18 protein-coding genes are annotated in these 17,847 nt (G+C 63.7%); 11 read left to right on the top strand and 7 right to left on the bottom strand.

The features are described from left to right. Window positions 1–353: 353 nt before the first annotated feature. Window positions 354–707 (bottom strand): hydroxyisourate hydrolase, encoded by a 354-nt coding sequence (gene uraH / locus LLJ08_RS05125; RefSeq protein WP_228208370.1) that lies wholly within the window; start codon window positions 705–707, stop codon window positions 354–356. Between the two features lie 279 nt (window positions 708–986). Between uraH (LLJ08_RS05125) and puuE the strand changes: the two genes are divergently transcribed. The 9 genes from puuE (at window position 987) to LLJ08_RS05080 (ending at window position 10,688) form a co-directional block, all read left to right on the top strand. Next, window positions 987–1,916: an allantoinase PuuE gene (gene puuE, locus LLJ08_RS05120; protein WP_228208369.1), complete on the top strand. Its 930-nt coding sequence runs from the start codon at window positions 987–989 to the stop codon at window positions 1,914–1,916. Further along, window positions 1,916–2,431 (top strand): 2-oxo-4-hydroxy-4-carboxy-5-ureidoimidazoline decarboxylase, encoded by a 516-nt coding sequence (gene uraD / locus LLJ08_RS05115; RefSeq protein WP_228208368.1) that lies wholly within the window; start codon window positions 1,916–1,918, stop codon window positions 2,429–2,431. Before puuE ends, uraD begins: the two co-directional genes overlap by 1 nt. 65 nt (window positions 2,432–2,496) lie before the next feature. Then, the gene (gene alc / locus LLJ08_RS05110; RefSeq protein ID WP_228208367.1) at window positions 2,497–3,492 is read left to right on the top strand and encodes an allantoicase; all 996 of its coding nucleotides are present in this window, start codon (window positions 2,497–2,499) and stop codon (window positions 3,490–3,492) included. Between the two features lie 163 nt (window positions 3,493–3,655). Next, a complete protein-coding gene (locus LLJ08_RS05105) occupies window positions 3,656–4,168 on the top strand; it encodes an ureidoglycolate lyase (RefSeq protein WP_228208366.1) in 513 nt (170 codons plus the stop codon). Window positions 4,169–4,279: 111 nt separating this feature from the next. Continuing rightward, window positions 4,280–5,512 carry a urate hydroxylase PuuD gene (locus LLJ08_RS05100; RefSeq protein ID WP_228208365.1) on the top strand — a complete coding sequence of 411 codons (1,233 nt, stop codon included), beginning with the start codon at window positions 4,280–4,282 and terminating at the stop codon, window positions 5,510–5,512. Window positions 5,513–5,761: 249 nt separating this feature from the next. Next, on the top strand, window positions 5,762–7,312 hold the full coding sequence (locus LLJ08_RS05095) for a cation:proton antiporter family protein (RefSeq protein ID WP_023444132.1): 1,551 nt from the start codon (window positions 5,762–5,764) through the stop codon (window positions 7,310–7,312). A 209-nt stretch (window positions 7,313–7,521) separates the two neighbouring features. Beyond that, window positions 7,522–9,030: a uracil-xanthine permease family protein gene (locus LLJ08_RS05090; protein ID WP_172602749.1), complete on the top strand. Its 1,509-nt coding sequence runs from the start codon at window positions 7,522–7,524 to the stop codon at window positions 9,028–9,030. A gap of 99 nt (window positions 9,031–9,129) precedes the next feature. Continuing rightward, window positions 9,130–9,939 carry an outer membrane protein OmpK gene (locus LLJ08_RS05085; RefSeq protein WP_228208364.1) on the top strand — a complete coding sequence of 270 codons (810 nt, stop codon included), beginning with the start codon at window positions 9,130–9,132 and terminating at the stop codon, window positions 9,937–9,939. A 125-nt stretch (window positions 9,940–10,064) separates the two neighbouring features. After that, window positions 10,065–10,688: a TetR/AcrR family transcriptional regulator gene (locus tag LLJ08_RS05080; RefSeq protein ID WP_228208363.1), complete on the top strand. Its 624-nt coding sequence runs from the start codon at window positions 10,065–10,067 to the stop codon at window positions 10,686–10,688. Window positions 10,689–10,753: 65 nt separating this feature from the next. Here LLJ08_RS05080 and LLJ08_RS05075 read toward each other — a convergent pair whose 3' ends face one another. The 5 genes from LLJ08_RS05075 to LLJ08_RS05055 form a co-directional block, all read right to left on the bottom strand. After that, window positions 10,754–11,206: a PA2169 family four-helix-bundle protein gene (locus LLJ08_RS05075; RefSeq protein WP_014819409.1), complete on the bottom strand. Its 453-nt coding sequence runs from the start codon at window positions 11,204–11,206 to the stop codon at window positions 10,754–10,756. A 138-nt stretch (window positions 11,207–11,344) separates the two neighbouring features. Beyond that, window positions 11,345–12,613 (bottom strand): sensor domain-containing phosphodiesterase, encoded by a 1,269-nt coding sequence (locus tag LLJ08_RS05070; protein ID WP_048512578.1) that lies wholly within the window; start codon window positions 12,611–12,613, stop codon window positions 11,345–11,347. Between the two features lie 218 nt (window positions 12,614–12,831). Beyond that, window positions 12,832–13,677 (bottom strand): exodeoxyribonuclease III, encoded by an 846-nt coding sequence (xth, locus tag LLJ08_RS05065; RefSeq protein WP_228208362.1) that lies wholly within the window; start codon window positions 13,675–13,677, stop codon window positions 12,832–12,834. Window positions 13,678–13,760: 83 nt separating this feature from the next. After that, window positions 13,761–15,119, bottom strand: coding sequence for a heavy metal sensor histidine kinase (locus LLJ08_RS05060; RefSeq protein ID WP_228208361.1), 1,359 nt, complete (start codon window positions 15,117–15,119; stop codon window positions 13,761–13,763). Beyond that, window positions 15,116–15,790: a heavy metal response regulator transcription factor gene (locus LLJ08_RS05055; RefSeq protein ID WP_058065212.1), complete on the bottom strand. Its 675-nt coding sequence runs from the start codon at window positions 15,788–15,790 to the stop codon at window positions 15,116–15,118. The genes LLJ08_RS05060 and LLJ08_RS05055 overlap by 4 nt, the downstream gene beginning before the upstream one ends. A gap of 142 nt (window positions 15,791–15,932) precedes the next feature. Between LLJ08_RS05055 and LLJ08_RS05050 the strand changes: the two genes are divergently transcribed. Beyond that, window positions 15,933–16,436: a GlcG/HbpS family heme-binding protein gene (locus LLJ08_RS05050; RefSeq protein ID WP_125877857.1), complete on the top strand. Its 504-nt coding sequence runs from the start codon at window positions 15,933–15,935 to the stop codon at window positions 16,434–16,436. Between the two features lie 16 nt (window positions 16,437–16,452). After that, window positions 16,453–16,863, top strand: a complete 411-nt coding sequence (gene uraH / locus LLJ08_RS05045; RefSeq protein WP_228208360.1) for a hydroxyisourate hydrolase — start codon at window positions 16,453–16,455, stop codon at window positions 16,861–16,863. Between the two features lie 5 nt (window positions 16,864–16,868). Here the strand turns inward: uraH (LLJ08_RS05045) and LLJ08_RS05040 are convergent, their stop codons facing one another. After that, window positions 16,869–17,777, bottom strand: coding sequence for a LysR family transcriptional regulator (locus LLJ08_RS05040; RefSeq protein ID WP_014819402.1), 909 nt, complete (start codon window positions 17,775–17,777; stop codon window positions 16,869–16,871). Window positions 17,778–17,847: the final 70 nt, after the last annotated feature.

Below are 17,847 nucleotides of genomic sequence, written 5' to 3'. Positions count from 1 at the left end.
GTTGAGCGGCATGGATGCCGCGAGAGCTGTGATGGGCCATGGATGGCCCTTCGCAGCGTGCCCCTGCAATGGCGATGGAGTGAGGGAACCCTTCGCGCAGCGAAGGGCCGGATGCCGGGGTGGCCTTCTTTTTGGTTACTTTTTCTTGGCCAAGCAAGAAAAAGTGACGCGCCGTGAGAGGCGCAACCTGCCGGTCGGGCCGAGGAAAGCGCGGCGCCATCGCACGACCTGGCGCCATTCAGTCAAAAAGCAGCACCGGGCGCCTAACGCTGACCAAACTCGACCCACAAAAAACCCGCCATTACGGCGGGCAAAAGAGACTCCACAAGAGTCAGCACTAAAGGGAAAAACGACTAGCTACCCCGATACGTCGAATAGCTATACGGCGATACCAGCAGTGGTACGTGGTAATGCTCCTGCACCGCATCGATTCCGAAACGCAGCACCACCACATCGAGAAACGCCGGCTCCGCCAGGGCCACACCACGGCGGCGGTAATAGTCGCCGGCACTGAACTGCAGCTGATAGACACCGGATCGGTAATCCGCCCCATCCAGCAACGGACTGTCGCAGCGGCCGTCGGCATTGGTCTCGCGCGTTGAGACCAGGGTCAGCGCCTGATCCTCGACGCGGTACAGCTCCACCTTGATTCCGCTGCCCGGGCAACCGTGGGCGGCGTCGAGTACGTGTGTGGTCAATCGGCCCACGGGCACCTCCGCTTCATTGAATGGACACTGCCCCGAGCATAACCATCCGCCCCACATCACTCAAGACAATCCATTGATATTTTTGTATACAGTTTCCACCGCACTCTTTGGCCCGTTACCTGCAAGCCGCAGAACAGCTGGAAGGTACGCCATGACGCGACGGCAGAGACCCGCTCGAGCGACGTGACGAAATTTGCTATTTACAAACCGCCATTCGATTTGTATACAATCTGGCCATCCGGTCGTGCCATGACGACCCGCCATACAGGAAGCACCCCAGTGAGCGCCGACTACCCACGCGACCTGATCGGTTACGCCAGCAACCCACCGCACCCGCGCTGGCCGGGGGATGCACGTATCGCCTTGTCCTTCGTGTTGAATTACGAGGAAGGTGGCGAACGCTGCGTGCTGCACGGCGACAAGGAATCCGAGGCCTTTCTCTCCGAGATGGTCGCCGCACAGCCGCTGCAAGGCGTGCGCCACATGAGCATGGAGTCGCTGTACGAATACGGCAGCCGTGCTGGCGTATGGCGCCTGCTCAAGCTGTTCGACAAGCACGAAATCCCGCTGACCATCTTCGCCGTCGCCATGGCCGCCCAGCGTCACCCCGAACTGATCAAGGCGATGGCCGGCGCCGGACACGAAATCTGCAGCCACGGTTACCGCTGGATCGACTACCAGTACATGGAAGAGGCGCAGGAGCGCGAGCATATGCAAGAAGCCATCCGCATCCTCAGCGAGATCACCGGCGAGCGCCCGCTGGGCTGGTACACCGGCCGCACCGGCCCGAACACCCGGCGCCTGGTACGCGAGGAAGGCGGCTTTCTCTACGACTCCGACACCTACGACGACGACCTGCCCTACTGGGACCCCGAGTCGACGCCGGAAAAGCCGCATCTGGTGATCCCCTATACGCTGGACACCAACGACATGCGCTTTACCCAGGTACAGGGCTTCAACAGCGGCGATGATTTCTTCACCTACCTGAAGGATGCCTTCGACGTGCTCTACGCCGAAGGCTGCGAAGGCGCGCCGAAGATGTTGTCCATCGGCATGCACTGCCGGCTGCTCGGGCGCCCGGCGCGCCTGGCATCGCTGGCCCGCTTCCTCGAATACGTGAAGGGTCATGAGAAGGTCTGGTGCGCCCGTCGTGTCGACATCGCCCGCCACTGGCACGCCACCCACCCTTTTACCGCGGAGCGCAATTGATGACCCCGTTCAAGACGATCAAACCCTCGACGCTGGATCGCGACGCCTTCGTCGCCGCCTTTGCCGACGTCTACGAGCACTCGCCCTGGGTTGCCGAAACCGTCTACCAGGCGGGCGTCGACGAGACGCTGGACGACATCGAGGTGCTGCACACCCGCCTGTCCCAGGCGATGCTCGCCGCCGACCATGACACTCAGCTGGCACTGGTCAATGCTCACCCCGACCTGGCCGGCAAGGCCGCCGTGCGTGGCGAGCTGACCGCCTCCAGCACCTCGGAACAGGCCGGCGCCGGCATCCACGAATGCACGCCGGGGGAGTTCGCCCGCTTCACCGAACTCAACGAGGCCTACAAGGCCAAGTTCGGCTTCCCCTTCATCATGGCGGTCAAGGGCAGCAACCGGCACCAGATCCTCGCCGCATTCGAAGAACGCATCCACAACGATCCCGAGCAGGAATTCGCCCGGGCGCTGGCGGAAATCAACAAGATCGCCCTGTTCCGCCTGCAGGCGATGTAACGAGCACCAACCGCAACAAAGGCAGTAATGACAGAAACCGCTTCTCATCCAAGGCAGACGAGTCCATGAAAGCTTACGCCGTACCCTTCGAAAAATACGTCAACCTGGCCGATGCCCGTCTGGGCACCCGCGCCATCTCCGTCACCGACGATTGGTTCGCCGACGTCAACCGGTTGTTCCAGCCAACACCGGCCGTATGGAAGGAGGGCGTTTTCGATGACAACGGCAAGTGGATGGACGGCTGGGAGTCGCGCCGCAAGCGCTTCGAAGGTTACGACCATGCGGTGATCCGCCTGGGCGTGCCGGGTCAGATCAAGGGCGTGGATATCGACACCAGCCACTTCACCGGCAACTACCCGCCGTCCGCCTCGCTGGAAGCCTGCTTCGTCGCCGACGGCGACCCGAGCGACGACACCGTCTGGGCGGAAATCCTTCCGGCCGTCGAGCTGCAGGGCAACAGCCACCACTACCACGAGATCGCCTTCGACAAGCCGGTCAGCCACCTGCGTTTCAACATCTACCCGGACGGCGGCGTGGCGCGTCTGCGCGTGCACGGCATCCCGTTCCGCGATTGGAGCAGCGTCGGCGATAACGAGCAGATCGACCTGGCGGCGGCGCTGAATGGCGGTCGCGCGCTGGCCTGCTCGGACGAGCATTTCGGCCGCATGAGCAACATCCTCAACCCGAACCGCGGCGAGAACATGGGCGACGGCTGGGAAACCGCCCGCCGCCGCACGCCCGGCAACGACTGGGTCATCGTCGCCTTCGGCCATCCGGGCGAAATCGAGCGCATCGTCGTCGATACCCTGCACTTCAAGGGCAACTACCCGGACAGCTGCTCGATCCAGGCGGCTTACGTCAAAGGCGGCACCGACAGCCAGATCGAGACCCAGAGCCTGTTCTGGCGCGAGCTGCTGCCGAGCCAGAAGCTGTCGATGCACGCCGAACATGAGTTCAGCGAGCAGATCGCCAAGCTCGGCCCGATCACCCATGTGCGTCTGAACATCTTCCCGGATGGCGGTGTGAGCCGGCTGCGGTTGTTTGGCAAGGTGGCGAAGTAGGAAGCGCCCTTCCCCTCACCCCGACCTCTCCCCAAGGGGAGAGGGAGGAACGAGGTCAGCCGTTTCTCAGCGCCAGTTCCCTCTCCCCTCCGGGGAGAGGGTTAGGGTGCGGGGGGAGCAGCCCCACGCGAATAACGATCCTTCAACAAAGAACGAGCACACCATGCGTACCCTGACCATCGAGCCACTGACCAAGGAAGCCTTCGCCCCCTTCGGCGACGTCATCGAGACCGAAGGCAGCGACTACTTCATGATCAACAACGGCTCGACCCGCCGCTATCACAAGCTGGCCACGGTCGAGACCGCCGCGCCCGAGGACCAGGCGATCATCAGCATCTTCGCCGCCGAGGCGCTGGAGATGCCGCTGGTCATCCGCATGCTCGAACGTCATCCGCTGGGCAGCCAGGCCTTCATCCCGCTGCTCGGCAACCCCTTTCTGGTCGTGGTCGCGCCACTTGGCGATGCACCTGTACCGGGCCACGTCCGCGCCTTCCGCAGCAACGGCAGGCAGGGCGTCAATTACCACCGCGGCGTCTGGCACCACCCGGTGCTGACGATCGAAAAGCGGGATGAATTCCTGGTGGTCGATCGCAGCGGTTCTGGCAACAACTGCGACGAGTACTTCTTCACGGAGGATCAGCAACTCCTCCTCGACCCCCAACGGGAATCGACATGACCGCTACTGCGCTGGCTCATTCGGCGTTGCCTTGCCTGCGTTCGCGCCGCTCAAGCCGATTCCAATAAGAAGAAATACGGCCGCCTGCAGGCCGCAAGAGGTGCATGACAAATGGACGCCCATCTGACCGAATGGCTGAACCTGAGTATCCGCTGGATTCACATGATCGTTGGCGTCGCCTGGATCGGTGCTTCCTTCTATTTCGTCTGGCTGGAGAACAACCTCAACCGCGCCAACCCGCGTGAGGGCCTGTCGGGCGATCTCTGGGCCATCCACGGTGGCGGTATCTACCACCTGGAGAAATACAAGCTGGCGCCGCCGCAGATGCCGGAAAACCTGCACTGGTTCAAGTGGGAGGCCTACACCACCTGGCTGTCGGGCGTGGCGCTGCTGATGGTGGTGTACTACCTCAACCCCAGCCTGTACCTGATCGCACCGGGCAGCGAACTGTCCCCTGCGGCGGCCATCGCTATCGGCTTCGGCTCGCTGATCGTCGGCTGGTTCGTCTACGACCTGCTCTGCGACTCGCCGCTGGGCAAGACCCCCGCCCTGCTCGGCCTGGTGCTGTTCGTGCTGGTGATCGCCGCGTGCTGGGGCTATTCGCAGGTATTCAGCGGCCGCGCAGCCTACATCCATACCGGCGCGCTGATCGGCACCATCATGGTCGGCAACGTGTTCCGCATCATCATGCCGGCCCAACGTGCGCTGGTCGCCGCCATCGAACAGAACCGCACGCCCGATCCGGTGCTGCCGGCCAAGGGCCTGCTGCGTTCGCGGCACAACAACTATTTCACCCTGCCGGTGCTGTTCATCATGATCAGCAACCACTTCCCGAGCACTTACGGCAGCGAATACAACTGGCTGATCCTCGCCGCGCTCGGCGCGCTGTCGGTGCTGGCGCGCCACTACTTCAACACCCGCCACAACAGTAATCGCTTTGCCTGGGCGCTACCGGCCGCGGCACTGGGCATGATCTGCCTGGCCTACGTCACCGGGCCGAACCGTCAGCCGACAGCACCAAACCTGGCGGCGACCTCGCCGGAGCAGGCCAGCACGAGTGCACAGCAGAGCGGCGCCAGTGCCAGCCAGTTCGCCCAGGTCAGCGAAGTGATTCACGAGCGTTGCACCGTTTGTCACTCAGCGCAGCCGAGCAGCCCGCTGTTCAGCGCGGCCCCGGCGGGCGTGATGTTCGATACCGCCGAGCAGATACGCGAGCAGGCGGCGAAGATCCATGCGCAAACCGTGGCCAGCCAGATCATGCCGCTGGGCAACATCACCCAGATGACCCAGGACGAGCGCGATCTGCTGGGTGACTGGATCGCCAAGGGCGCGTCCATCGACTGAGCAAAGACGCCGCGCGCAGCCCGCGCGGCGTTCTCTCTACGTACCGTTCCAGTTGGAGCACTGGCCGCACCACATCCCTCCTCGGCTCCCTAGGCAGGCATGGCAACGCTGCGCTGCATCACGGCAACTCCCGCCTCCAGGCCGGCGGCGGGCGAGCAGATTCCCGCAAGGAATATCGCTGCTGACGCTACCCAATCGCCGACACCCCGTTAAAATGCCGCGCCCTCCCTCGACGCCGGACGCCGCCCCGTGATTGAAGCCAGCTGGATTGCCTTCGCTTTCGCCCTCGGGCTGCTTGCCCGCTTCATCGGCCTGCCGCCGCTGATCGGCTACCTGGGCGCCGGCTTCGCGCTGGCCGCAGCGGGCGACTACGTGGGCGTGACCCGTGACGACAGCATCGTTCTCGATCACCTGTCGCATCTGGGCGTGCTCCTGCTGCTGTTCACCGTGGGGCTCAAGCTCAAGCTCGGCAATCTGGTTCGCCGCGAGGTCATCGGCGGCAGCCTGCTGCACTTCTTCATCTCCAGCGTGCTGGTGATGCCGGCGATCATGCTGATCCTCGATAACAGCTGGCGTGAGGCCATGCTGCTGGCAATCGCGCTGTCCTTTTCCAGCACCGTGCTGGCGGCCAAGGTGCTGGAAAGCAAGCGCGAGCTGCGCGCCTTTCACGGCCGCGTCGCCATCGGCGTGCTGATCATCCAGGACCTCATCGCTCTGGTGGTCATGAGCCTCGCCGCAGGCAAGGCCCCTTCCGCCTGGGCATTGCTGGTGTTCCTGCTGCCGCTGCTGCGCCCCGTGCTGTTCCGCCTGCTCGACCACAGCGGCCACGAAGAGCTGATGGTGCTGTTGGGCCTGATGCTGGCGCTGGTGGCCGGCGGTCTCGGCTTCGAATACGTCGGCCTGAGTTCCGAACTGGGGGCGCTGGCCTTCGGCGCCATGCTCGCCAAACACAAGCGCGCCAGCGAGCTGTCGAATTCGCTGTGGGCGATCAAGGAAGTGTTTCTGGTTGGCTTCTTCCTGAAGATCGGCATCGGTGGGCTGCCAGACGCCGACGCCCTCTGGTTCGCCTTCGCCATGTCGCTGCTGCTGCCGCTCAAGGCGGTGCTGTTCTTCGGCCTGTTCGTCGCCTTCCGCCTGCGCGCCCGCAGCGCCTTTCTCAGCGCCGCCAGCCTGACCAACTACAGCGAGTTCGGCCTGATCGTCGTCAGCGTGGTGCTGCCGCAATGGCTGATGCCGCTGGCGATCACCGTAGCGTTCTCGTTCATCGTTTCGGCGCAGATCAACCGTTTCGCCCACCCGCTGTACGAACGCCTGGCGCCGCGTCTGCTCCGCTACGAGCGCAACATTCGCCACCCCGACGAACAACCGGTGTCCCTGGGCGATGCGCGCATTCTGATCATGGGCATGGGCCGTACCGGGCGCGCCGCCTACGACTACCTGGCGGAGAAGGGTTTCGCCCTGGTCAGCCTCGATTCCGATCCGGTCATGGTGGAAAAGAACACCGCCGAGGGCCGGCACATCCTCTTTGCCGATGCCGAGGACCAGATGTTCTGGCAGAGCCTGGAGATGAACGAGGTCGAGGCGGTGATCCTGGCGATGAACGATCCCGAGGCCAAGATCATCTCCACCCGCAAGCTGCGTGAAAGCGGCTTCGGCGGGCTGATCGTGTCCCACGCGATGTACGAGGATATCGCCCAGCGCATCCAGGAAGCCGGCGCCGACCGCACTTACCTGACCATGAGCGAAGCCGGTGCGGGCCTTGCGGAGAATGTCTCGCGGGAATTGCAGGCACCGCGCTGAGGCCCGGTCCAGACCCGCTCGCGCGATCTGGGCCAACTGCCGTCGATCCAATTGTGCACAATTTTCTGATTTATTGTTTATCAGCCTGTCTACAGGTTGCTATAGTCCAGGCGTCCTGACCGATCGAACAGCTTTCGACGGACAGCGATAGAGGTGCCGTGAAGCCTCGCAAGCCCATGACCGTAAAACAACAAATGGCAGGCTTAACAATGACCGCAACCGAAAACAGGAGCGGCACCGCTCCGCAGGCGAATCAGGACCTCATCTATCAGCTCGATGATCGCCCCGGCCCGCTACCCGCGACCTTCGCCGCCTTGCAGCACGTGCTGGCCAGCTTCGTCGGTATCATCACCCCCACCCTGATCGTCGGCAGCGCGCTTGGCCTCGATCAATACGTTCCCTACCTCGTCAGCATGGCGCTGTTCGTCTCCGGTCTCGGTACCTTCGTCCAGGCCCGGCGCTTCGGCCCCATCGGCTCCGGACTGCTGTGCCTGCAGGGCACCAGCTTCGGCTTTCTCAGCGCCATCCTCAGCGCCGGCTTCATCGTCAAGGCGCGGGGCGGCACGCCGGAGGAGATCCTCGCCACGCTGTTCGGCGTGAGTTTCTGCGCCGCGTTCGTCGAGATCGCCTTCAGCCAGTGCATCAACAAGCTGCGCCGGGTGATAACGCCGGTGGTCACCGGCACCATCATCTGCCTGATGGGCCTTTCGCTGATCAAGGTGGCGATGACCGATATCGCCGGCGGCTACGGCGCCGATGACCTCGGCGCCCTGCCCAACCTGGCGCTGGCCGGCCTGGTGATCGGCATCATCGTGGTGCTCAACCGCTTTCCCTGGGCGATCCTGCGGCTGTCGGCGGTGATCATCGCGCTGACCGCGGGCTATCTGGTGGCCTGGTCCATGGGCAAGGTGGACTTCGCCGAGCTGGGCGAACTGCCGCTGCTCAGCGTGCCGCAACCTTTCCGTTTCGGTTTCGCCTTCGACTGGATGGCCTTCATCCCGATCGCGGTGATCTTCCTCATCACACCGCTGGAAACCGCCGGCGACCTCACCGCCAACTCGATGATCTCGCGTCAGCCGGTGCGCGGGCCGGTGTATCTGCGGCGCATCAAGTCGGGAATCCTCGCCGATGGCTGCAGCTCGGCGGTCGCCGCGGTGTTCAACAGCCTGCCGATGACCACCTTCAGCCAGAACAACGGCGTCATCCAGCTCACCGGCGTCGCCAGCCGCTACGTTGGCTACTACATCGCCGCGGTCCTCGTACTGCTGGGTCTGTTCCCCTTCGTCGGCGGTGTGCTGCAGCTGATGCCCAAGCCGGTGCTCGGCGGCGCCACGCTGATCATGTTCGGCACCGTGGCCATCGCCGGTATCAAGATCCTCGCCGAAGCCGGCCTGCATCGCCGCAACATGCTCATCGTGTCGATTTCCCTGGGTCTCGGCCTGGGTGTCGCCGGCGTGCCGGAGGTGCTGAGCGCGATGCCCGAGGTGCTGAAGAACATCTTCGGTTCGCCGATCACCATCGGTGCCTTCAGCGCCATCCTGCTCAACCTGTTCCTGCCGCGCGAACCGAGCGAAGTCGATGTATTCGACCCCGAGGAACTGGTCGAGGATGCCGTCGGCACCAACACGCTGTCGGTGAATATTCCTGACTACAAGCCGCACGACCGTCACGACCGCGACGTCATGCCACAGGCTGCCCGGGCCGATTCAACGGGCTGAACGACACACACACCGCTTCCCGCCGTCTCGGCCTTCGCCCAGAATACGCGCCCGGTCGCGACGGCCTAGCCTATAAAAAAACACACAGGAACCACTTCCATGCAACTGAAGACTGCCCCGCTCTGCCTCGCCCTTACCGGCACACTGCTTGCGACACCGGCGCTGGCTGGCGATCTGATGCATTGGCAAAACAACAGCCTGACCTATCTTTACGGCCAGGATTACAAGGTCGACCCCGACACCCAGCAGACCGTCACCTTCGAACATGCCAGCGGTTGGGCATGGGGCGACATGTTCTTCTTCGTCGACAACATCTGGTACAACGGCGTGAGCGGGAGCGACGGCCATACCTACTACGGCGAGTTCAGCCCACGTCTGTCGCTGGGCAAAGTGAGCGGCCGCGATATGACATTTGGTCCGGTCAAGGACGTGCTGATCGCAGCAACCTACGAGCGTGGCGAAAGCCTCGCCGATGGCACGCCGAATCAGAACTACCTGCTCGGTCCGGCCGTGGACCTTGAGCTGCCTGGTTTTGACCGCTTCGCTCTGAACCTCTACTACCGCAAGCCCGATGGCAGCACCGGCAAGCCTTCCGGGCAGTGGCAGGTCACCCCGACCTGGGCGATGACCTTCCCCGTTGGCAAGTCCGATATCCTTTTCGACGGCTTTATCGACTGGGTAGTCAACGATGCAGGCTCGAAGTCTCGTGGCGACTTTATCTCGAAGAACCTGCACATCGTTCCGCAGATCAAGTACGACCTAGGCAAGGCACTGGACTACACCCCGGGCAAGTTCTACGTCGGTATCGAGTATGACTATTGGTCGAACAAGTACGGCCTGGAAGACGGTTCGCTACCGTTCAAAACAGACCAGAGCACCTTCAGCGCCATCGTCAAAGCGCACTTCTGAGTGCTGTCGCGAAGGGGCTCCGGGCCCCTTCGCCTCTCCTCCGGCGCTTCGGTTGAGGGGCTCGCGGACAGGGTGCTAGCATGCGGGCGCTTGTTCGTATCGCCGGCAGCCAGCGAAAGGCCCCCATGTCCAGTATCCGTGAGCGCAACAAAGAGCTGATCCTCAAAGCCGCCAGCGAAGAATTCGCCGAAAAGGGCTTCGCCGCGACCAAGACCAGTGACATCGCCGCCCACGCCGGGCTACCCAAGCCCAACGTCTACTACTACTTCAAGTCCAAGGAAAACCTCTACCGCGAGGTGCTGGAGAGCATCGTCGAACCCTTGCTCGAAGCCTCGGCGCCGTTCAACCAGCCAGGCCATCCGGCCGAGGTCCTGCGCGCCTATATCCGCACCAAGATCAGGATTTCCCGCGACCACGCCTGCGCCTCGAAGGTGTTCGCCAACGAGATCATGCACGGCGCTCCGCACCTGTCACCGGAACGCACTGCACAACTCAACGCCCAGGCGGCACACAACATCGCCTGCATCCAGCGCTGGATCGACGACGGCCTGATGGCGAAGGTCGATGCCAATCACCTGCTGTTCAGTATCTGGGCGGCGACCCAGACCTATGCCGATTTCGACTGGCAGATCAGCACCGTCACCGGCAAGAACCGCCTCGACGACGCCGACTACGATGCGGCGGCAGACACCATCATTCGCCTGGTACTCAAGGGTTGCGAAATCGCCGAGCCGGCTCAGGTCGACTGACCGGCGGAAACGAAAAACGCCAGCATGCGCTGGCGTTCTTCAAACCCTGACCGGCTGGCGAAGCATCAGCTCCGGGCGCGAGCCGCGTCGCGCAAAGCCTTTACCTGATCATGGTTGCGTTGTACGCCCTGGTACTGACGTTCGACCACGATCCGCACTTCGGCTGGCAGGTCTTTTTCCAGCGCCTTGCGGTAGCTCTTAACCGCGACATCCTCACCACGCTCACACTCGTTGAGAATGGCCTCGTCGTCCTTGCCGGTGATCATCGACTTGAGGTCGACCCAGCGACGGTGCATGTCGGCAGCCACACTGGTGCTGGTCTCCGGATCGCCGCCCATGGAGCGGACCAGTTGCTGCAGCTCGGCGGCGGCCGTGGCGCAGTCGCGCGAACGCTGATTCATGGTGCTCTTGAGCTGCGGATCGCGCAGGTCTTCGGCGCATTCGAGGAAGCCCTTTTCGCCATCCTTGCTGGTTTCAATCAGGTCGTTGAGCACTGAAATCGTGTCTTTCGTATCCATCTTGTACCTCCTGACAAGTCGACTCGGAAAGGGCCACATCGCTGCCGCCCGCGTTATAAAGTCGACTGCCCACGCACCACAAAGGTTCAGCGAAACCGCCCGAAGGCACTCTCTTGGCTCATCACCCGGCTACGCCGGCTATGCCTGTCGGCTCATGGCGAGCCCGTGATGCAATGGCATAGGCCGACCGAGCAGGTAGCCCTGCGCCTTGTTCACTTCAAGCCGCCGCAACATGGCCAGTTCCTCCTGGGTCTCAACCCCTTCGGCGACGACCTTGCAGCCGGTTTCCTCGGCGAAGCGGATCAACGCGGCGGCCAGCGCGCGGCAGCCGGTGTCGCTGTCGACATTGCGGATCAGGCTGCTGTCGAGCTTGATCACGTCCGGCTTGAGTTTGAGGATATGGCGGAAACTCGCATAGCCGGCGCCGGCATCGTCAACCGCCAGCCGTAGCCCCTTGCTGCGCAGTGGTTCGAGTGCCTCGGCCAGCTGCGAGTAGTCCTGTACCGATGCGTGTTCGGTCACCTCGAGCATCAGCCGCGCCAGCGGTTGATCGGCGAGCACCGTGTCAAGCGCGCCGGCGAGGATGGTTTCTGGCGAAACATTGAGCGACAGGTAGCTGTCTGCCGGCAGCTGATCGAAGTCGTGCAGGGCCGCCTCGATCAGGGCGACCTCCAGCTCCTGCTGCAAGCCGACCAGCCCGGCCTCGGCGAACCACTTGTCCGGTGTTCGCTGCGGCTGCGCGCTGAATCGAGCCAGCGCCTCGTGGCCAACGATGCGGTTTTCCACCAGATGCACGATGGGTTGGTACACCACCGAATACGCGCGCTGCTCGAGCACCGAGCGGATGCGCGTGAGCGTCTCGGCATAGCGAATCTCATTGAGCGCATGGCGTTCCAGCAATCTGCCGGCGAAGTCGGCGAACAGCCGCAGCGTATTCAGATCTCGCTCGTTGAGGCTGTTGTCCGGCGTGGTGCTGAAGCAACAGAAGGTGCCGTAGAGCCGGCCATCGCTGAAGCGCAGCGGAACACTGAGGTGCGCGCCGACCGGCAAGGCTTTGGTCACCGGCATGGCCAACGCCTCCGGTAGAGTCGCCGCGTCCTGAATCAGCTCGGGCAAGCGCCCGTCGAGCACGCGTTGACAGTAACTATCGTCCAGAGGATCGCACGCCCCGACCTCGAGCTGCAGGGGTACGAAATTTCCGTCCAGGTAGCGAAAAATCCGGCTGCCGCCGCGAAACTCGCTGATAAACGCGACATCCATCCCCAGATGCGTGCGCACGGCATGCAGGGTTTCGACGAGCATCTCGCTCAACGAAAGGTTGGCGCTCTCCAGGCGACGCAGAATGGAGAGCGGATCATCGGCCATCCCGAATTGATCGACCTGATCCTGCTGTATGTCATCAGACATGGAGTCCCTCCCCGTTTGCTGGCTGCCATTGCTGCCGTATGAATACCGTCGACAGCGAGCCGCTGGAGCCCGCGATGTCGTTTGCCGACCAGTTGCCCGGATACTAGTCGCGCCCGTCGATCTGCCGATGCCTCAGCGACGATTGGCACAAGGCCTTGTAGAACCGGCCGCGTCGCATATTGCCGCATCGTTCGAACCCCGCCTCGCACCGCCTGCCTCTAGCTACTCGCCCCGGTCTTGCCACGCTTGTTCGACTTCGCCGGCTCGGCCGCCGCGCTCGCGTCACCTTTCAGGGTTATCCAGGTAGGCGCATGGTCACTGGCATGTTCCTGGTCGCGTGCCCAGCGATCGACGCCGGCATCCTGCAGCCGCGGCGCAAGGTCCGGGCTAAGCAGCAGATGGTCGATGCGCAGCCCGGAGTTCTTCTGCCAGTGCTGGCGAAAGTAGTCCCAGAAGGTGTAGATGCGCTCGTCGGGGTACCTGGCGCGCAACGCGTCGGTCCAGCCCTGCGCCAGCAGGCGCTCGAAACATTCGCGGCTTTCCGGCTGCAGCAGCGCGTCCTTCTTCCAGGAGCGCGGGTTGTAGATGTCCTCGTCGGTCGGTACCACGTTGTAGTCGCCGGCCAGCACCACCGGGTGGCCGCTGGCGAGCAGGCCGGCGGCGTGCTCGATGAAGCGCTCGAACCAAGCCAGCTTGTAATCGAACTTCGGCCCCGGCTGCGGGTTGCCATTGGGCAGGTAGAGGCAGGCAACGATCACACCCTGCACGGCCGCTTCCAGATAGCGGCTGTGGCTGTCATCCGGATCGCCCGGCAGCGCGCGGCGGATCTCCAGCGGCTCGCAATCGCGGGCCAGAATCGCCACCCCGTTCCAGGACTTCTGCCCATGCCAGATGGCGCCATAGCCGGCCGCGCGGATGTCGTCGATGGGGAAATCGGCATCCTGCGCCTTGAGTTCCTGCAGGCAGACCACATCGGGCTGCTCGCGCGTCAGCCATTCGAGCAGATTGGCCCGACGTGCACGGATGCCATTGATGTTGTAGGTAGCGATTTTCAGACTATCCACAAGCGCGTCTCTCACAGGCGGTTATATCCACCTTAGCTGTGACAGCGCGGTGCGGCTTCCCGATCCGGTGCCAATGATCGGAATCAGGCCGGCGTTTCGGCGAAACGCAGGGTGAATTCGGTCACCCCGGCGTCGCTGCGAACACTCACCTCGCCGCCATGCAGCTGCATGATCGAGCGCACGATGGCCAACCCCAGGCCGCCGGTATCGCCCGGCTCGGCGCGCGATGGGTCGCAGCGGTAGAAGCGATCGAACAGCCGCGGCAGATGCTCGGGCGGGATCGGAGGTCCCAGATTGATCACGCTGACCGACCGCCAACCTACTCCTGAGCCACTGACGATGCGCACCGGGCTGTCACTGGCGCCGTAGCGCAACGCATTGGCCAGCAGGTTCGCCAGCGCCCGGCGGATCATCTCAGGGTCACCGACCAGCTCACCCTCGGTTTCGTCGAGCAGCTGAATGCCGCGCTCTTCGGCGACGCCTTCGAAGTAGTCGCACAGCTGCTCGACCAGTGCCGGCAGTGCAAAGCGCTGCCGCTCGATGGCCGCAGCCGGCTGCTCAGCACGGGCGAGAAACAGCATGCTGTCGATCATCCGCGCCAGGCGTTCATACTCCTCCTGATTGGACACCAGCAGCGCGTGATAGGCCTCGGCATCGCGATCCTTGTGCAACAGCTGCTGGGTCTGGCCCATGAGATTGCCGAGCGGCGTGCGCATTTCGTGGGCCAGGTCCTCGCTGAAGCGCGACAGCCGCGCGAAACCCTGTTCCAACCGGTTGAGCATCTGGTTCAGCGCGGCACGCAGCGGTTCCAGTTCGCTCGGCATCGCCGATTCGTCCAGGCGCAAGTGCAGATGCTGCACATCGATCGCCAGCGCCTGGCGCGTGAGATGCCGTACGGGACGTAGCGCGCGCCGGCTGATCAGCCAACCGAGCACTGACGCCAGCAGCGCACCGAGGCTCAGCGCCCACCACAGCTTCACACGGTAGGCGGCGAGCATCTGTTCGCGCTCGACGAGCATGCGCCCGGCCACCAGCGTCAACCCCGCCTCGCCCGGCAGCCGCCGCCAGGCCAGCCGCGCTCCATCAGTATCGGTCAGCTCCGCAGCATCGCCGGCCGGCAGTGGTGGTATCGCCAGCCGCGCCGGGTTGATCTCGATCAGCGCGCGTCCCTGAGCGTCGAGCAACCAGAGCAGGCTGTCGCGATTGCCCAGCATGTTTTCGTAAAGCTGGGGACGCTGCCGAAGCGCCTCGACGCTGGCGCTGTCCTCGAGCAGGGCCTGCATGCGCTCCAGCCGGCCGAGCAGCGCCTGATCGTCACGCCAACCTATTTCCCGGTCCAGCGAGCGGTACAGATAGAGGCCGATGGCACCGAGGAGCACCACCGCCACCAGGGCGAAAGCGATGGCCAGGCGCAGGCTGAGCGAGCGCGGCAACAGCCTCACGATGCTGTCTCCAGCACGTAACCCATACCGCGCACGGTGTGGATGAGCTTGAGCGGATAGGGATCGTCGACCTTTGCGCGCAGGCGGCGGATCGCGACGTCGACCACGTTGGTGTCGCTGTCGAAATTCATCTGCCAGACCTGCGAAGCGATCTGCGCGCGGGACAGCACCTCGCCCTGGCGACTGAGCAACAGATGCAGCAAGGCGAACTCCTTGTTGGTCAGGCTGATGCGCTCGCCCTGGCGAGTAACGCGGCGGCGCAGCAGGTCCAGCTCCAGATCGGCGATGTGAAAGCGTTCGACCTCGCGCGGCGGCCCGCGGCGCAGCAGAGTGCGTACCCGCGCCAGCAGCTCGGCGTAGGAGAACGGTTTGACCAGATAGTCGTCGGCGCCCAGCTCCAACCCGCGCACACGGTCTTCCACCGCATCGCGCGCCGTCAGGAACAGCACCGGCGTATGCGTCGAACGCTTGCGCACCACCTGCACCAGCTGCCAACCATCGAGTCCCGGCAGCATGACGTCGAGGATCACCAGGTCGAACGGCTCCTCCTCGATCAGATGTTTGCCGTCGACGCCGTTGCGCGCGACCTCGACACGGTAGCCGGACTCCTCCAAACCACGCTTGAGGTAATCGGCCGTCTTGGCCTCGTCCTCCACCACAAGAATTCGCATCGGATCACCTCGCTGTTGGCGCATAGGTTATGGAAGTCGCCGCACTGCGAGCCATTACAAAAGCGTAATGCGCAGGCAACGGTTCTGACGGGCAGGCATCGGCACCATGCGCCCCGAAGCTCAGTCACCCAAGGAAACCGATATGCGTACCGCAGCCACACTGTCATTGCTGACGCTGGCATTACTTACCCCGGCCCTAAGCGCCAACGCCGCCACGCCAGCACCAATCACCCAACAGAACGTCTCGCTGGCCCTGGCCGACGGCCTGATCCAGGCCACGCTGGATCAGTGCCACGCCGAAAACCGCACGGCGGTGGTCGCGGTGGTAGATCGCGGCGGCAACCTCGTGGCCCTGCGCCGGGACGACAACGTCGGCCCGCACAACACCCTCGCAGCGCAGCGCAAGGCCTACACCGCGCTGTCGAGCAAGACGCCGACCCGCCTGTTCGCCGAACGCGCCGCCGCGACGCCGGATGCCACCAACCTCAATACGCTGGATGAACTGTTGCTGCTCGGCGGTGGCGTGCCGCTGAAGGTCGGCGACGAGGTGATTGGTGCCATCGGCGTGGCCGGTGCCGGCGGTGCCAAGAACGACGAGGCCTGCGCCATGGCCGCCATCGAAAAACTGCTGCCCTCCTCCCACTGAAGAAAAGGAAAAACCCATGAAAGCACTACGTTCAATCGCCGCCGGCTTGATGCTCAGCGGCCTGTCCGGTCTCACCCTGGCCGCCGGCAATCCGCTCAGCGTGCATGTGCTCAATCTGGAAAGCGGCCTGCCGTCACCGGATGTGCGCGTCACCCTGGAACAGCGCCAGGGCGACACCTGGAAATCACTCAACAGTGGCGAGACCAACGCGCAGGGTCGGATCACGGCGCTGTATCCCGAAGGCAAGGCGCTGGAGAAGGGCACCTACCGCGTCACCTTCATGACCGGCGACTGGTTCGCCACGCAGAAGGCCAGCACCTTTTTCCCCGAAGTTCCGGTGATCTTCGAAACCGATGGCAGCGTCGAGCACTACCACATCCCGCTGCTGCTGAGCCCCTACGGCTTCTCCACCTACCGCGGCAACTGAGCTGCTCAGCGCACTTCCCAATAGCCCGGTGCGTTGTAGATGTCCTTCAGGTAGTCGATGAAGAAACGCACCTTGGCCGGCAGATAGCGCTGCTGCGGGTACACCGCCTGGATGTCGTAGGCCGGCAGCGCGTACTCGTCGAGTACCGTGACCAGCTCGCCACGCTTGAGCTCGGCCTGGATCTCCCAGGTCGAGCGCCAGCCGATGCCCAGGCCCTGCTTGACCCAGTCGAACAGCAGCTCACCGTCATTGCAGTCCAGATTGCCAGCCACGCGGATCGCCACCTGCCTGCCGTCGCGCAGGAAAGTCCAGCCCCGCTGCTGCCCGCCCTGCAGGTTGAAGGCCAGGCAGTTGTGCTGCGTCAGCTCTTCCAATGCCGTCGGCGTGCCATGGCGGGCGAAGTACTCCGGCGAGCCGCAGACCACCCGCCTGTTTGGGAACAGCCGCACCGCCACATAGTTGGGGTCGGTCACCTCGCCGATGCGAATGCCCATGTCGTAACCATGGCGCACCAGGTCGACCACGCTGTCGGTGAAGTTGAACGACAGCTGCAGGTCCGGATAGCGCGCCTGGAACGCCGGTGCGTGCGGGCCGATATGCCGGCGCCCGAATGCCGCCGGCGCCGACACCACCAGATGGCCACGCACCGAAGTGCGGTCATGGCTGATGCTGGCGTCCACCTCGTCGAAATCCTTCAGCAGCCCACGGGCGCGCTCCAGATACTGCTCGCCCAGATCGGTCAATGACAGCCCGCGCGTCGAGCGGTGCATCAGCTTCACACCCAGATGCCGCTCCAGCGCATCCAGCCGCCGGCCCATCACCACCGGGGTGACGTTCTCCTTGTGCGCAGCCGCGGCGAAGCTGCCGCAGTCGGCCACCAGCACGAAGCTGCGCAGGGTCGTATAGCGATCCATTCGATACTCCTGATATCGACAGAACTGAAGTCTCGACCAATTCCGCCAGCGAATCCAGGGCGGCATGCTT

The sequence above is a fragment of the Stutzerimonas chloritidismutans genome, assembly GCF_020783375.1.
GTDB classification, from domain to species: Bacteria; Pseudomonadota; Gammaproteobacteria; order Pseudomonadales; family Pseudomonadaceae; genus Stutzerimonas; species Stutzerimonas kunmingensis.
The sequence above is the reverse complement of the archived record's forward strand: the minus strand, read 5'-3'. Positions and strand labels throughout refer to the sequence as shown.

Coding starts and splice junctions, on each gene's coding strand:
- LLJ08_RS05105 (WP_228208366.1), top strand. CDS start 3,656: ATGCGTACCCTGACCATCGAGCCACTGACCAAGGAAGCCTTCGCCCCC.
- LLJ08_RS05100 (WP_228208365.1), top strand. CDS start 4,280: ATGGACGCCCATCTGACCGAATGGCTGAACCTGAGTATCCGCTGGATT.
- uraD (WP_228208368.1), top strand. CDS start 1,916: ATGACCCCGTTCAAGACGATCAAACCCTCGACGCTGGATCGCGACGCC.
- alc (WP_228208367.1), top strand. CDS start 2,497: ATGAAAGCTTACGCCGTACCCTTCGAAAAATACGTCAACCTGGCCGAT.
- LLJ08_RS05040 (WP_014819402.1), bottom strand. CDS start 17,777: ATGGATCGCTATACGACCCTGCGCAGCTTCGTGCTGGTGGCCGACTGC.
- LLJ08_RS05050 (WP_125877857.1), top strand. CDS start 15,933: ATGCGTACCGCAGCCACACTGTCATTGCTGACGCTGGCATTACTTACC.
- LLJ08_RS05090 (WP_172602749.1), top strand. CDS start 7,522: ATGACCGCAACCGAAAACAGGAGCGGCACCGCTCCGCAGGCGAATCAG.
- uraH (WP_228208360.1), top strand. CDS start 16,453: ATGAAAGCACTACGTTCAATCGCCGCCGGCTTGATGCTCAGCGGCCTG.
- LLJ08_RS05080 (WP_228208363.1), top strand. CDS start 10,065: ATGTCCAGTATCCGTGAGCGCAACAAAGAGCTGATCCTCAAAGCCGCC.
- LLJ08_RS05055 (WP_058065212.1), bottom strand. CDS start 15,790: ATGCGAATTCTTGTGGTGGAGGACGAGGCCAAGACGGCCGATTACCTC.
- LLJ08_RS05070 (WP_048512578.1), bottom strand. CDS start 12,613: ATGTCTGATGACATACAGCAGGATCAGGTCGATCAATTCGGGATGGCC.
- LLJ08_RS05075 (WP_014819409.1), bottom strand. CDS start 11,206: ATGGATACGAAAGACACGATTTCAGTGCTCAACGACCTGATTGAAACC.
- LLJ08_RS05085 (WP_228208364.1), top strand. CDS start 9,130: ATGCAACTGAAGACTGCCCCGCTCTGCCTCGCCCTTACCGGCACACTG.